A 14,976-nucleotide genomic window follows, 5' to 3' on the forward strand; every position below is an offset into this window, starting at 1 on the left:
GCTCGCCAAAATACTCCGCAAAGCCCCCCAGCTTAGTGATGCAAATCAACCGCTCCCCTGCCGGTATTTCCCGCCTGAGCAGCCTGTCACGCAAGGATCACCCAAACGTCACAGACGTGACACCGCCCCTGCCTAGTTTGAGCGTACCCGACCAAGTCGATCCGACCCCACAACGACAGCAGCCGGGCAGGACTCGCCGCCACTCCGGCGCGGCCCTGCCGGAGCGCATCAGGCGGCTCACGGAGATCCATATGACCCACGGTGCCATCACCTCCGAACGCAAAATCCCAGAACGCAATCTGCGCGCCGAACGCCTGCTCGGCGCGCACGCCCTGCGCGAGGCCCAGGCCCTGCGTTTTCGCGTGTTCAGCACGGAATTCGACGCCAAGCTGAAGGGCGCCGAACTGGGGCTGGACATGGACGACTACGATCCGCACTGCAGCCATATCGGCGTGCGCGACCTGAACAGCGGAGAGCTGGTCGCCACCACCCGGCTGCTCGACCACCAGGCCGCCGCCGGCCTGGGACGCTTCTACAGCGAAGAGGAATTCAGCCTGCACGGCCTGGCCCGTCTGCAGGGGCCGCTGCTGGAGATCGGCCGCACCTGCGTCGCTCCCGGCTATCGCAGCGGCGCCACCATCGCCGTGCTCTGGAGCGAGCTGGCCGAGGTGCTCAACGAGGGCGGCTACCGCTACCTGATGGGCTGCGCCAGCATCCCCATGAAGGACGGCGGCATCCAAGCGCGGGCCGTCATGCAGCGCCTGCGCGAACGCCACCTGTGCACCAAGCAGCTGCGCGCCGAGCCCAAGACCCCGCTGCCGCGCCTGGAACTGCCCGGCAACGTCACCGCCGAACTGCCGCCGCTGCTCAAGGCCTACATGCGCCTGGGCGCCAAAGTCTGCGGCGAACCCTGCTGGGACCCGGACTTCCAGGTGGCCGACGTGTTCATCTTGCTCAAGCGCGACGAATTGTGTCCCCGCTACGCCCGCCATTTCAAGGCCGCTGTCTGATCGATCGGCCCACCCACTCGCGGCGGGCGGAGCGTCCATGACAACGCCACGCCTGCCCTGCCCTGCCCTGCCCTGCCCTGCGAGACTCCATGAAGAAACTCCGCTTCTATACCCGGCTCTTCCGCCTGCTGGCGGTGCTCGCCCTCGGCCTGGCCATGGCCGGCTGGGTCAGCCTGCTGGAGCGCCTCAGGCGCGACGACCTGATGGCCCTGCGCCAACGCCTGACCCGCCGCTTCCTCGCCCAGCTGGCCGCCGCCCTGCCCTTTCGCCTGAGCCTGCACGGCGAGTTGCCCGACCGGCCCATGCTGTGGGTCGGCAACCATGTGTCCTGGACCGACATCCCCCTGCTCGGCGGACTCGCCCCGCTGTCCTTCCTGTCCAAAGCCGAGGTGCGCAGCTGGCCGCTGGCCGGCTGGCTGGCGCACAAGGCCGGGACGCTGTTCATTCGTCGCGGCGCGGGTGACAGCGGACTGGTCAGGAGCCAGCTGCTGCGCCACCTGCAGCACGACCACGATCTGCTGATCTTCCCCGAGGGCACCACCACCGATGGGCGCAGCCTGCACGGCTTCCACAGCCGCCTATTGGCCAGCGCCGTGGAGGCGCAGGTGCCGGTGCAGCCGGTGGCGATCCGCTATCTGCGCGATGGTGCAATCGACCCGATCGCGCCCTTCATCGGCGACGACGACCTGCTCTCACACCTGCTGCGCCTGTTGCGCAGCGAACACAGCGAGGTGGAAATCCACCTGCTGCCGCCGCTGGATAGTCAGGGCCTCAGCCGCACCGAACTGAGCCGCCAGGCCCACACGGCGATCGCCGAATGCCTGTTCGGCAGCACCAGGGGCCTGCCGGTCGCCGCCTGAAAGCTCAGGGCTCGCCCCGCTGCGTCAGAACAAACTCCTGCAGCTGCGGATAGAAGACGCGGAAGTCGTCGCTCAGCGGCCGGTAGAGCCGCTCCAGCTCGTCCAAGGCGCCGGCCAGTCCCTCGGGGCGCGACAGGCGCCTCTGCATTCCCATCAACACCCGCTCCAGCACGGCGAAGTCGTGGTAGCTGCCCAGCCAGTCCTGCTGCGCCATGCGCGGCGCCAGCTCGGCCAGCCGGCCGGGCAGCTGCGCCTCGCCCGCGAGCAGCGCGTAGACCCGCGCGGTAAACACCGGCAGCGGTTCCACTGCGTAATCGGCCCAGTACCGGGCCAGACAGTGGTCGAAGAACACATCCAGCAGGATGCCGGCATAGCGGCGTCGCCCCTCGGGAAAGCGCGCCCTGGCCCGGCGCACCACCGGATGGTTGTCGGTGAAGGCATCGATGCGCCGGTGCAGGCGGATGGCGGCCTCGATGTCCGTCGGCCAGCGCCCCTGCAAGGGACCCTTGACGAAGTCACCGTAGAGACTGCCAAGCAGGTCGGCTGGCTGCCGGCCGCCCAGATGGAGATGGGCAAGATAGTTCATGACGAAAGTCTAGCCCGGATCACTGGCCGATACGACGACGGCTGCGCGCCAGCATTGATATATCGCAATATATCAATATAAGCTTCGAGCCAACCCGACTCACCCTGACAGGATCGCCTATGTCCGACGACTTCGACGAGATCTACAAGGCCCTGGCCCATCCCGTGCGCCGCCAGATCCTGCGCTGGCTGAAGGAGCCGCAGCGCTACTTCCCCAACCAGGAGCACTCCCTGGAGCTCGGCGTCTGCGCCGGTCAGATCGACCAGCGCACCGGGCTGTCCCAGCCCACCGTTTCGGCCCACTTGGCGACCCTGCAGCGCGCAGGGCTGGTCAGCGTGCGCAAGGTCGGCCAGTGGTGTTTCTTCAAGCGCAACGAAGCGGCCATCCAGGCCTTCCTCGAGCAGCTCCACGACGCGCTGTAAGGTGCGACCGCTCATTTTCCGCCGAAGGTGCAGCTTCCGACCGACGGCCACGACCATCCGACCGATCCACTGCAAGGACTATCCATGAGCACACTCTTCGACCCCATCAAGATCGGCGATCTCGACCTGCCCAACCGCATCGTCATGGCCCCGCTGACCCGCTGCCGTGCCGAGCCCGGCCGCGTGCCCGGCGCGCTGATGGCCGAGTACTACGTGCAGCGCGCCAGCGCCGGCCTGATCATCAGCGAAGCCACCTCGGTCACCCCCATGGGCGTCGGCTACCCCGACACCCCCGGCATCTGGTCGGAGGAGCAGGTCGCCGGCTGGAAGAACGTCACCCAGGCGGTGCACGCCGCTGGCGGGCGCATCGTCCTGCAGCTCTGGCACGTGGGCCGGATCTCCGACTCGGTCTACCTGAACGGTGAGCTGCCGGTGGCGCCGAGCGCCATCCAGCCCAAGGGCCATGTCAACCTCATCCGCCCGATGAAGCCCTTCGAAACCCCACGCGCTCTGGAAACCGCGGAGATCGCCGGCATTGTCGAGGCCTATCGCAAGGGTGCCGAGAACGCCAAGGCGGCCGGCTTCGACGGCGTGGAAATCCACGGCGCCAACGGCTATCTGCTCGACCAGTTCCTCCAGGACAGCACCAACCGGCGCACCGACCAATACGGCGGCTCGCTGGAGAACCGTGTCCGCCTGCTGCTGGAAGTGACCGACGCGGCGATTTCCGTGTGGGGCGCCGGCCGGGTCGGCGTGCACCTGGCGCCACGCGCCGACAGCCATGATATGGGCGACTCCAACCGCGCGGAAACCTTCGGCTACGTCGCCCGCGAACTGGGCAAACGCGGCATCGCCTTCATCTGCACCCGCGAGAAGGAAGACGCCGACAGCCTGACGCCGCAGCTCAAGCAGGCTTTCGGCGGCGCAGTGATCGCCAACGAGCGCTTCACCAAGGAACAGGCCAACCGCTGGCTGGCCGAGGGCAAGGCCGATGCCGTGGCCTTCGGCGTTTCCTTCATCGCCAACCCCGACCTGCCGGAGCGCCTGGCGGCCGGCGCTCCGCTCAACGAGCCGCATCCGGAAACCTTCTATGGCTCGGGTCCGCAGGGCTACCTGGACTACCCGACCCTGTAATCCGCCGCCAGCAGCCCGACCCGGTCTCCGCCAGCCGTGTCGGGCCAGCCGGCCCCGATTCAGCGCCTGTTCAACTGCTGCTGCAGACTGCGCATCTGGCTCTGCAGGGCGGTGAAGCTGCGCGTGGTCTGCGCGCGAAAGGCGTCGAACTCGGCAGTGTTGGCGACGTTGCCGGCCTGGGCCGGCCGGTTGTCCAGCTCGCTGCGCAGCACCAAGAGTTCCTGTTCGAGACGGGTAATGCTCGGGGCCGGATCGCCGCGCTTCTTCAGCTCCGCCACCGCCCCGTCCAGGCCATTCAAGCGTGCGGCCAGCCGTTGCTCCTGCCCGGCCTGCTGGTCCTTCAGTGCCGCCATCTCCCCGTCGAGACCGCTCAGTCGCTCGGCCAGCCGCTGCTGCTGCTCGGCCTGCAGGCCCTTCAGCGCCACCAGCTCGCCAGCGAGCGCCTGCAGCCGCTCGTCGAGCTGGCGCAACCGGCCGTCCAACTGGGTCACCAGCTCCACGGCCACCCCCTGCTGCTTCTGCAGGTCGCCGGCCAGTTGCTCGATGTGCCGGTCCTGCTCGTCCCGGTGGACTTGCAGCGTCTGCTGGCGCTTGTCCTGCTCGGCCAGGCGGCTCTCCAACTGGCGGATCTGCAGCTTCAGAGTATCGCTGCCGGTGGTCGCGCTGGACTCGGCGGCCACCACCTTGCCGCTGATATTCTGGATGCGCAGCGTCGCATCCTCGCTGATCCGCGCGAAGCTTTCCTGGGTCGCCACCAACTGCTGCTCCATCAGCGCTAGGCGTTGCTGACTCCACCAACCGAGCCCGGCCAAGGCGAGGGTCAGCGCACCGACCAGCGACCACAGGTAGCCGTTGCCGGCACGGCGCTCCGACAGCGCTTCGTCGACCACAGCGTGGCCTGAGTCCGGATCGCGAACCTCCGTTCGCAGGCTGAGTATATGCTCCACTTCATCGAATGAGTCGTTGCGCATGGGAATCTTCGCAAAGGCACGGCCTACAGGTCCTGCAGTATAGCGTTCGGACCGGCGGCAGGGCTGTCACCCCCGCGGCAACGGGGCTCTAGCATGGGCTTTCCTACACCTATGCTGCGTGGATATGTCGCAGCCCCGGTGCTATGATCCGTGATCTACGGCGCCTTGCGCCCCGCTCCAAGCAGCACCCGAACCGGTCGCGCCCATGTCGCGTGTCCTACGACCTGATGAAAATGGAGAGTTGATCATGGCTTTTGAACTGCCGCCGCTGCCTTACGAGAAAAACGCCCTCGAGCCATACATTTCCGCAGAGACCCTGGAATACCACTACGGCAAGCACCACAACACCTACGTGGTGAACCTGAACAACCTGATCCCGGGTACCGAGTTCGAAAGCAAGAGCCTGGAAGAGATCGTCAAGACCTCCTCGGGCGGCATCTTCAACAACGCCGCCCAGGTGTGGAACCACACCTTCTACTGGAACGGTATGAAGCCCAATGGTGGCGGTCAACCGACCGGCGCCCTGGCCGATGCCATCAACGCCGCCTTCGGCTCCTTCGACAAGTTCAAGGAAGAGTTCACCAAGGTCGCCATCGGCACTTTCGGTTCCGGCTGGGCCTGGCTGGTGAAGAAGGCCGACGGCTCCCTGGCCCTGGCCAGCACCATCGGCGCCGGCAACCCGCTGACCAGCGGCGACACCCCGCTGCTGACCTGCGATGTCTGGGAACACGCCTATTACATCGACTACCGCAACCTGCGTCCGAAGTACGTCGAGGCGTTCTGGAGTCTGGTGAACTGGGACTTCGTGGCCTCCAACTACGCCGCCTGAGTCCCCGGCCCCCTGCGGAAAACCCGACCCCGGTCGGGTTTTCTCATTTCTGGTGGCGAAAAAAGACTTTTGCACCGCAAAACAAGCAGTTTTTGACGTCTACTCCAGGCTTGCCAATACTTGACCGAGGCGGTATTCCACAAGGACTCCCATGTGAAGCCGGTCCCGCGCAACAGCCTGTCACTGAAACTGCTCCGTGTGGTACTGCTCTGTGCCCTTCTGCTCGGACTGCTGCTCAGCTGTGTGCAGATCGCCTTCGAGCTGCAGAAGACCCGCCAGCAGATCGACCACGAGGCACAGCGAATCCTCACCATGTTCCGCGCCCCCTCGTCCCAGGCGCTCTACAGCCGAGACCGGGACATGGGCCTGCAGGTCATCGAAGGCCTGCTGTACCATGGAGCCGTCGCCTCGACCAGCATCGTCCTGCCCTCCGGCACTCCCCTGGCCGAACGCTCCCGCAAGCCGCCAGCCTTCGCCACCCGCACGCTGACCGATGCGCTGCTCGGCCGCGAGCAGCATTTCAGCATTCCGCTGCTCGGCCGCCCTCCGGACAACGGGCTCTATGGCGACCTGCACATCACCCTGGACACCGCCGCCTACGGCCACGACTTCCTGATCCGTGCGCAGGTCATCTTCTTCTCCGGCCTGCTGCACGCCCTCGTCCTCGCCCTATTGCTCTACCTGATCTACCAGCGGCTGCTGAGCAAACCCTTGGATCGGATCATCGCCACCCTGGCGAAGATCGACCCAGAACACCCTGGCGCCCGGCAATTGCCGATGCTGGAGGGCAACGAGCAGAATGAACTGGGGCTGTGGATTCGCACCGCCAACCAGCTGCTCACCGCCATCGAGCGCAACACGCGCCTGCGCCACGAGGCGGAACACAGCCTGCAGCGCATGGCCTACTACGACGTCCTCACCGGCCTGCCTAACCGCCAGCACCTGCTGCGCCGGCTCGGCCAGGTTCTGATGGATGCGCGCCGCCACCAGCGGCGAGTCGCCGTGCTCTGCGTCGGCCTGGACGATTTCAAGTCAATCAACGAACAGTTCTGCTACCAGATCGGCGACGAATTGCTGCTGGCCCTGACCGATCGCCTGCGCAGCCACGACACCACCCCCGGTGCCTTGGCGCGCCTGGGCGGCGACCGCTTCGTGCTGGTCCGCACCGATATCGACGAGCCCTACATGGCCGCCGAGCTGGCCCAAGGCATTCTCGACGATCTGGAGGCGCCCTTCCGCCTGGAGCAGCAGGACATCCAGCTGCATGCCAGCATCGGCATCACCCTCTACCCCGAGGACGGTCGCTCCCCCGAAAAACTGCTGCAGAAAGCCGAACAGACCATGCCCCTGGCCAAGCGCTCGCACAGCCGCTACCAGTTCTACATCGCCAGCGTCGACCGCGAGATGCGTCACCGCCGCGAGCTGGAAAAGGATCTGCGCGAGGCATTGGCGCGCGGCGAGCTGCAACTGCTCTACCAGCCGCAGCTGAACTACCGGAACCAGCGGGTGGAAGGGGTCGAGGCCCTGCTGCGCTGGCGCCATCCGCGCCATGGCCTGGTACCGCCGGACCAGTTCGTGCTGCTGGCCGAACACAGCGGCAGCATCATCCCCATCGGCGAGTGGGTGCTTGAAGAGGCCTGTCGGCAGCTGCGGGAATGGCACGACCAGGGCTTTGGCGAACTGCACATGGCAGTCAACCTGTCCGCCGTGCAACTGCGCCACGACGGCCTGCCGCATCTGATCGACCGACTGCTGCGCAGCTACCGGCTGCCCGCCGGCAGCCTGGAGCTGGAGGTCACCGAAACCAGCCTGATGGAGGACATCCAGATTGCCGCCCGGCACCTGCGCAGCCTGCGCCGCTGCGGCGCACGGATCGCCATCGACGACTTCGGCACCGGCTACTCTTCGCTGAGCTACCTGAAGAGCCTGCCGCTGGACAAGATCAAGATCGATAAGAGCTTCATCCTGGACCTGCTCAACGACGAAGACCGCGACGCCGGCACCATCGTCCGCACCATCATCCAGCTGGCCCGCAACCTGGGCAAGCAGGTGACCGCCGAAGGCGTGGAGACCGCCGCACAGGAAGCCTACCTGATGAGCCTGGACTGCCACGAGGGACAGGGCTACCTGTACAGCAAGCCGCTGCCGGCGGCGGAGCTGGCGGCCTTCATCCGCCAGGCGCAGCTCCGCCAGGCGCCCGTCAGCTAGCGCCCACCAAGCAGACCGTCGCCAATCGGCCATCGGTCTGCTTTTCAAAAATGCAAATCTTTCGCATCATAACCGCAAGCGCGCATCGCGCCCCGCCGACTCCACTGAAGGACTTTCCCCCATGCCCCGCATCCCCCTGGCTGCCGCCAGCCTGCTCGCCGTCGCCGTCTCGCTCGCCGGCTGCGACGACAACAAGGAACAAACCACCACCCGGGCCGTCGCCCCGGCGGCCAGCACACCCGCCGCCGCCCAGCTCGACGAGGCGGCCGCCAGGGCGGTGGTGACCCATTACGCCGATCTGGCGCTGGCCGTGTACGGCGATGCCCTGAGCAGCGCCAAGGCCCTGCAGCATGCGATCGACGCCCTGCTCGCCAAGCCGGACGCAGACACCCTGCAAGCCGCCCGTGAGGCTTGGGTGGCGGCCCGCGTACCCTACATGCAGAGTGAGGTGTTCCGCTTCGGCAACCCGGTTGTGGACGAGTGGGAAGGCCAGCTCAACGCCTGGCCGCTGGACGAGGGGTTGATCGACTATGTCGCCGCCGACTACCAGCACGCCCTCGGCAACCCTGGCGCCACCGCCAATATCGTCGCCAATACCGAGATCCAGGTAGGTGAAGAGAAGCTCGACATATCCAGCATCACCGGCGAAACCCTGGCCAGCCTCAACGAGCTGGCCGGTTCGGAAGCCAACGTCGCCACCGGCTACCACGCCATCGAGTTCCTGCTCTGGGGTCAGGACCTGAACGGCACCTCCCCCGGCGCCGGCCAGCGCCCGGCCAGCGACTACCTGGCCGGCAAGGACTGCACGGGCGGCCACTGCGAGCGCCGCCGCGCCTACCTCAAGGCGGCCAGCGATCTGCTGGTGAGCGATCTGGAATACATGGTCGGCCAGTGGCAGCCCCAGGTAGCAGACAACTATCGCGCCAGCCTGGAACAGGAGCCGGCCGACAACGGCCTGCGCAAGATGCTCTTCGGCATGGGCAGCCTGTCCCTCGGCGAATTGGCCGGCGAGCGCATGAAGGTACCGCTGGAAGCCAACTCCACCGAGGACGAGCATGACTGCTTCAGCGACAACACCCACAACGCGCACTTCTACAACGGCAAGGGCATCCGTAATGTCTACCTGGGCGAATACCGCAAGCTCGATGGCAGCCTGCTGAGCGGTCCGAGCCTCTCCGCCCTGGTCGCCCGCGCCGACGCCCAGGCCGACGCCACCCTCAAGGCCGACCTCGAAGCCAGCGAAGCCCGCCTGCAGGCGCTGGTCGACAGCGCCGCCGGGGGCCAGCACTTCGACCAGCTGATCGCCGCCGGCAACGCCACCGGCCAGCAACTGGTACGCGACGCCATCGCCGCGCTGGTCAAGCAGACCGGTTCGATCGAGCAGGCCGCGATCCGGCTGGACATCGGCGAGCTGAATCCGGACAGCGCCGAGCACGGATTCTGACCCCTGCCGCAAGCCGGGCGCGGATCGCCGCCGCGCCCCTCCCTGGAACGCTGTCGATGTCATCACCGCTTCATCGTCTTTCTCCGCTGCTGCTGGTGCTCGGCCTCGGCGCGTGCGACGGGCAGCCGCCGGACTTCAGCCGGGCCGAGCCCGGCGAGTCCCTGTCGGCCGGCAGCGCCACCATCCGGCGCAGCGACCGGGACGCCTTCGCCCAGCCCTCGGCCAACCTGACGTCGCCGCGGCACATGGAATTCGCCGTCGGCAACAGCTTCTTCCGCAAGCCCTGGGTGATCGCCCCGGCCAGTACCACCGCCCGCGACGGCCTCGGCCCGTTGTTCAACACCAACGCCTGCCAGAACTGCCATATCCGCGACGGCCGCGGCCACCCGCCGGAGGCGCAGGCGAACAACGCCGTGTCCCTGCTGGTGCGCCTGTCGATCCCTGAAACGCCGGAAACCGCACACCTCGCCGAACGCCTCGGCGTGGTTCCCGAACCGGTCTACGGCACTCAGCTGCAAGACATGGCAGTGCCCGGCGTGGTCCCGGAGGCGCGGGTACGCCTGAGCTACGCCACCCACAGCCTGCGCTTCGCCGACGGCTTCGCGGTGGAGCTGCGCCGCCCGCAGCTGTTGCTCGACCGTCTGGGCTACGGCCCGCTGCATCCCGACACGCGCTTTTCCCTGCGCATCGCTCCGCCGATGATCGGCCTCGGCCTGCTGGAGGCGATTCCCGAAGCTGCCATTCTCGTCAACGCCGATCCCGACGACGCCGACGGCGACGGCATCTCCGGCCGCCCCAATCGCGTCCGGGACCAGGCCAACCAGAGCACCGCCCTCGGCCGCTTCGGCTGGAAGGCCGGGCAACCGAACCTCAACCAGCAGAACGCCGACGCCTTCTTCAACGACCTGGGCCTTTCCACCCGCCTGCTGCCCGGCAGCAGTTGCACCCCGGCCCAGGCCGCCTGCCTGGCCAGCGCCGACGGTGGGATACCGGAGGTCGACGATCACCTGCTCGCTCGCGTGCTGTTCTACACCCGCCACCTGGGCGTGCCGGCCCGGCGCGACGTGGACGCCCCACAGGTGCTGGCCGGCAAGGCATTGTTCCATCGCGCAGGCTGCGCGCGCTGCCACACTCCCATGTTCGTGACCGCTGCGGACGCCGCCGAACCGGAGCTGGCCAACCAGAAGATCCGCCCCTACAGCGACCTTCTGCTGCATGACATGGGCGACGGTCTGGCCGACAATCGCGCGGAATTCCAGGCCAGCGGCCGCGAATGGCGGACCCCGCCGCTGTGGGGCCTCGGTCTGACGCAACGGGTCGGCGGCCATACCCAGCTCCTTCACGATGGCCGGGCGCGCAATCCGCTGGAGGCGGTCCTCTGGCATGCTGGCGAAGCGCAAGCGGCCAGGGATCGAGTCCTGACCTTCGACGCAGGCCAGCGCGCAGCACTCCTGGCCTTTCTGAACTCCCTCTGAAAAAGGAGCCGAAGCATGTTCCGCAGTACGCCCCTCCTCCTGGCCCTGACCGGCCTCCTCCTCGGAGCCTGCACGCCCGAAGAGCCCAACCAGCAGACCAGCATCGCCCTGACCGACGGTGTACTACTGCCAGCCTACAACACCTGGACCGAAGCCGACCGCCAGCTGGCGGCCAGCGCCCTCGCCTTCTGCGCCGGCAACGAGGACCAGCAGCAGGCGCGGCAGACCTTCCTGACCGCCCAAGGCAGCTGGGCCGCCCTGCAGCCCCTGCTGGTCGGACCGCTGGCCGAGGGCAACCTGACCTGGCAGGTGCAATTCTGGCCGGACAAGAAAAACCTGGTCGCCCGCCAGGTCGAAAACCTGCTGCAGCAGAAACCGGAGCTGACCCAGGCCGACCTGGACCAGGCCAGCGTAGTGGTCCAAGGTCTCAGCGCCTACGAATACCTGCTCTTCGACGAGGGCCTGAACCTCACCGACGCCACCCAGCGCCAGCACTACTGCCCGCTGCTGATCGCCATCGGCAAGCACCAGCAGACCCTCTCCGCGGAAATCCTCCAGCAATGGCAAGGGAATGCCGGCATGGCCGCGCAACTTAAGAAGTTTCCCAACAGCCGCTATGCCGAAGCCCGGGAAGCCGTCGCCGAGATCCTGCGCGCCGAGGTCAGCGCCCTCGACGGCATGAAGAAGAAGCTCGGCACCCCGCTCGGCCGGCAGAGCAAGGGCGTGCCGCAGCCCCTGCAGGCCGAGGCCTGGCGCAGCCAGTCCACGCTCTCGAACCTCGCCGCCAGCCTGGCAACGGCCGAACGCCTGTGGCTCGGCCCCAAGCAGGACGGCATCCGCAGCTTGCTCGACGAGGATCAGGCGGAACTCGCCCGGCGCCTCGATAAGGCCTTCAGCGATAGCCGCGGGCAGCTCGCCGCCCTGCAGCGTCCACTCGATGAACTGCTCGCCGACAAGGCCGGGCGCGACCAGTTGAATGCCTTCTACGAAAGCCTCGACCGCCTGCACCGCTTGCACGAGCGCGAGCTGGCCAAGGCACTCGGCATCCAGCTCGGCTTCAATGCCCACGACGGCGATTGAGGGCGACAATGAAGCGACGTACCCTGCTCGCCGGCGGCGGCGCTCTGCTCGCCGCCGCCACGCTTGGTGGCTGGACCTCGATCCCCGGCAGCCGCCAGCCGCTGCTGCTCTCCGCCCGCGACGACGCCGGCGGCCGTCACCATGCGGTCGGCTACCGGCTGGACGGCAGCCCTGCCTTCGCCACCCCGGTGGCCGAACGCTGCCACGACGTAGTACCGCACCCGCGCCTGCCACTGGCGCTGTTCGTCGGCCGCCGGCCGAGCCGCGAGAGCTACCTGATCGACACCCGCGACGGCCGCCTCTTGCAGACGCTGGAAACCCCCGTCGACCGGCACTTCTACGGACACGGCGTGTTTCATGCCGGCGGCGAATGGTTCTACAGCACCGAGAACGACACCCGCGAGCCCGGCCGCGGGGTGGTCGGCGTCTATCGCCTGCTGGCGGAGCGGCTGCAACGCGTGGCCGAGCACTCCAGCCATGGCATCGGCCCGCACCAGCTGCTGTGGATGCCCGACGGAGAGACACTGGTGGTGGCCAATGGCGGCATCCGCACCGAGGCCGACAGCCGCGAGAAGATGAACCTCGACGCCATGGAGCCGAGCCTGGTGCTGCTGCGTCGCGACGGCAGCCTGTTCGGCAAGGAGCGGCTGTCCGAGCCGATGAACAGCGTGCGCCATCTGGCCGTGGCCAGCGATGGCACCGTGGTCAGCGGCCAGCAATACGAGGGGGACCCGCAGGATGCCGTACCGCTGCTGGCGATCAAGCGTCCCGGCCAGGCCTTCCAGGCCTTCCCCCTCGGCGAGGCCCAGCGCCGGGCGATGAACCAGTACACCGCCAGCGTGGCGATCAACAGCGAACTACGCCTGCTGGCGGTGACCGCGCCGCGCGGCAACCGGGTGTTCATCTGGGATCTGGATACCGCCGAGCTGCGCCTCGATGCCCCGCTAGCCGACTGTGCTGGCGTCGCCACGGTCGTCGAAGGCTTCGTCGTCAGCTCCGGGCAGAGCCGCTGCCGACTGTACGACTGCCGCCGGGCACAGATCGAAACCCGCCACCTGGAGCTGCCGGCGGGGCTCTGGGATAACCATCTGCGCCTGGCCTGACGCCACTGGTGGACGGAGTGGCCGGTAAATGCTGGAAGTTCCATCTTGATGGAGTGTCTATCCGCTCTTAATCTGACAGAGCCCGATCTGGGTATCCCAACTTTCAAGGATCGAAGTACGCGGCATCCGGTCCGGCCTGTATGCCCGCCAGATGCCCCTGCTTCTTGGAAAGGAATCCGAGTAATGCGCCATCTGCGGCCTCTGTTTGCCCTGTGCACCTCCCTGCCTGTCTGTAGCGTTTTCGCGGCCGTGCCTCCCGACGCCGGCCGCCTGATCCGCGATATCGAGTCCACGCCACTTTCGGTACCCGCGCCCCAGCGCCTCGACCTGACCCTGCCGGACAGCGGCAACGGCAAGGTGGCCGCCGGCGGCCCGACGCTGTCGGTGAAGGGGTTTCGCATCAGCGGCAACCAGGCCATTCCAGGCAGCGAGCTCTTGCCGCTGCTCGACAACCTGAAGGGCCGTGACCTCAGCCTCGGCGATCTGCAGGAGGCCGCGCGACGCCTGTCCGGCTATTATCACCAGCGAGGCTACCCACTCGCCCGCGCCTACCTGCCGGCCCAGGAAATCGATCAGGGCATTGTCGAGATCGCCCTGCTGGAAGGCCGCTACGGCCAGGTCCGGCTGCAGAACGACTCGCGCGTCAGCGACCGCGTCCTGACCGGCCCGCTCTCCCCCCTGGAAAGCGGCAGCGCGGTCGAGGGCAAGGAGCTCGAACGCAGCCTGCTGCTGCTGCAGGACACTCCCGGCGTCGAGGTCAAGTCCACCCTGCGCCCGGGCACCAGCGTTGGCACCTCGGACCTGATCGTCGAGGCCCGCTCCGCCCCCCTGGTGAGCGGCTCGATCGACGCGGACAACTACGGCAACCGCTTCATGGGCCAGAATCGCCTGGGTCTCACCCTCAACCTGAACAGTCCGCTGGGGCTGGGCGACCTGCTGAGCCTGCGCGGCATGCGCTCCGACGAGGACCAGAACTACCAGCGCATCAGCTACCAGTTGCCCGTCGGCCCGGTCGCCACCCAGGTCGGCGTGGCCTACTCGGACATGGACTATGAGCTGTCCAAGGACTTCGACGAGCTGGACGCCCACGGCAATGCGCGCATCGCCACCGCCTTCGTGCTGCAGCCGCTGATCCGCAGCCGCGCCTTCAACCTCTACGGTCACCTGCAGTTCGAGGACAAGTTCCTCGAGGACGACATCGACCTGTTTTCCAGCCGCAGCGACAAGCGCTTGCGCAACTGGAGCGCGACCCTCAGCGGCAACGCCCACGACAGCCTGGGCGGCGGCGGTGTCACCAGTTTCGCCCTCACCTATACTCACGGCGACCTGAACATCGACAGCGGCGACGTGGAACGGCTGGACGCGACCACGGCCCGCACCCAGGGCACCTTCAACAAGTGGAACCCGGCCATCCTGCGCCTGCAGCGCCTGACCGAACGCCTCAGCCTCTACACCCACCTGCAGGCCCAGCTCAGCGACGGCAACCTCGATTCCGCAGAGAAATTCTGGCTCGGCGGCCCCTATGGCGTGCGTGCCTACCCGCAGGGCGAAGCCACCGGCGACCAGGGCTGGCTGGCCAACCTCGAACTGCGCTACGCCCTGACGCCGGCCTGGCAGCTCTCCACCTTCATCGACCACGGCGAGGTCCGCCTGAACGAGGACACCTGGGACGACGGCGACAACCACCGCAGCCTTTCCGGCGCCGGGGTCGGCGTCAACTGGAGCGACCATGGTTGGCGGATCAGTGCCGTTTCCGCCTGGAAACTCGGCAGCGAGCGCACCGAGAGCGATGTCAACCGCACGCCACGCGTCTGGGTTCAATTAGTCCGCTACTTTTAATACCGAGCGGCACGC

The 14,976-nt window shown here is 67.3% G+C and carries 13 protein-coding genes; 11 read left to right on the top strand and 2 right to left on the bottom strand.

Annotation, left to right across the window (positions count from 1 at the left end):
- Positions 1 to 251: 251 nt before the first annotated feature.
- On the top strand, positions 252 to 1,010 hold the full coding sequence (gene olsB / locus ACYVD0_RS07550) for a GNAT family N-acetyltransferase (RefSeq protein ID WP_460426240.1): 759 nt from the start codon (positions 252 to 254) through the stop codon (positions 1,008 to 1,010).
- 89 nt (positions 1,011 to 1,099) lie between these two features.
- On the top strand, positions 1,100 to 1,870 hold the full coding sequence (locus ACYVD0_RS07555) for a lysophospholipid acyltransferase family protein (protein ID WP_460426241.1): 771 nt from the start codon (positions 1,100 to 1,102) through the stop codon (positions 1,868 to 1,870).
- 4 nt (positions 1,871 to 1,874) lie between these two features.
- Here ACYVD0_RS07555 and ACYVD0_RS07560 read toward each other — a convergent pair whose 3' ends face one another.
- The gene (locus ACYVD0_RS07560) at positions 1,875 to 2,456 is read right to left on the bottom strand and encodes an acyl carrier protein phosphodiesterase (RefSeq protein ID WP_460426242.1); all 582 of its coding nucleotides are present in this window, start codon (positions 2,454 to 2,456) and stop codon (positions 1,875 to 1,877) included.
- Positions 2,457 to 2,575: 119 nt separating this feature from the next.
- On the opposite strand from ACYVD0_RS07560, the gene ACYVD0_RS07565 reads away from it, so the two are divergent.
- Both ACYVD0_RS07565 and ACYVD0_RS07570 read left to right on the top strand, forming a co-directional pair.
- Positions 2,576 to 2,878, top strand: a complete 303-nt coding sequence (locus ACYVD0_RS07565) for an ArsR/SmtB family transcription factor (protein ID WP_460426243.1) — start codon at positions 2,576 to 2,578, stop codon at positions 2,876 to 2,878.
- Between the two features lie 84 nt (positions 2,879 to 2,962).
- Positions 2,963 to 4,012: an alkene reductase gene (locus ACYVD0_RS07570; RefSeq protein ID WP_460426244.1), complete on the top strand. Its 1,050-nt coding sequence runs from the start codon at positions 2,963 to 2,965 to the stop codon at positions 4,010 to 4,012.
- Between the two features lie 59 nt (positions 4,013 to 4,071).
- Here ACYVD0_RS07570 and ACYVD0_RS07575 read toward each other — a convergent pair whose 3' ends face one another.
- Positions 4,072 to 4,983 carry an ATPase gene (locus ACYVD0_RS07575; protein WP_460426245.1) on the bottom strand — a complete coding sequence of 304 codons (912 nt, stop codon included), beginning with the start codon at positions 4,981 to 4,983 and terminating at the stop codon, positions 4,072 to 4,074.
- A 247-nt stretch (positions 4,984 to 5,230) separates the two neighbouring features.
- Here ACYVD0_RS07575 and ACYVD0_RS07580 point away from each other — a divergent pair, with 247 nt between their 5' ends.
- The 7 genes from ACYVD0_RS07580 to ACYVD0_RS07610 all read left to right on the top strand — a co-directional run bounded on the left by ACYVD0_RS07580 (position 5,231) and on the right by ACYVD0_RS07610 (position 14,961).
- Complete coding sequence (locus tag ACYVD0_RS07580; RefSeq protein WP_460426246.1) at positions 5,231 to 5,812, top strand: superoxide dismutase; 582 nt, start codon at positions 5,231 to 5,233, stop codon at positions 5,810 to 5,812.
- A 153-nt stretch (positions 5,813 to 5,965) separates the two neighbouring features.
- On the top strand, positions 5,966 to 8,020 hold the full coding sequence (locus ACYVD0_RS07585; protein ID WP_460426247.1) for a putative bifunctional diguanylate cyclase/phosphodiesterase: 2,055 nt from the start codon (positions 5,966 to 5,968) through the stop codon (positions 8,018 to 8,020).
- Between the two features lie 121 nt (positions 8,021 to 8,141).
- Positions 8,142 to 9,464, top strand: coding sequence for an imelysin family protein (locus ACYVD0_RS07590; protein WP_460426248.1), 1,323 nt, complete (start codon positions 8,142 to 8,144; stop codon positions 9,462 to 9,464).
- A gap of 56 nt (positions 9,465 to 9,520) precedes the next feature.
- On the top strand, positions 9,521 to 10,939 hold the full coding sequence (locus ACYVD0_RS07595; protein ID WP_460426249.1) for a di-heme oxidoreductase family protein: 1,419 nt from the start codon (positions 9,521 to 9,523) through the stop codon (positions 10,937 to 10,939).
- 15 nt (positions 10,940 to 10,954) lie between these two features.
- Positions 10,955 to 12,019 (top strand): imelysin family protein, encoded by a 1,065-nt coding sequence (locus tag ACYVD0_RS07600; RefSeq protein WP_460426250.1) that lies wholly within the window; start codon positions 10,955 to 10,957, stop codon positions 12,017 to 12,019.
- A gap of 8 nt (positions 12,020 to 12,027) precedes the next feature.
- Entirely contained in the window at positions 12,028 to 13,122 is a 1,095-nt protein-coding gene (locus tag ACYVD0_RS07605) for a DUF1513 domain-containing protein (protein ID WP_460426251.1), read from the top strand.
- 183 nt (positions 13,123 to 13,305) lie between these two features.
- Positions 13,306 to 14,961 carry a ShlB/FhaC/HecB family hemolysin secretion/activation protein gene (locus ACYVD0_RS07610; RefSeq protein WP_460426252.1) on the top strand — a complete coding sequence of 552 codons (1,656 nt, stop codon included), beginning with the start codon at positions 13,306 to 13,308 and terminating at the stop codon, positions 14,959 to 14,961.
- Positions 14,962 to 14,976: the final 15 nt, after the last annotated feature.

Source organism: Azotobacter armeniacus, from assembly GCF_054779355.1.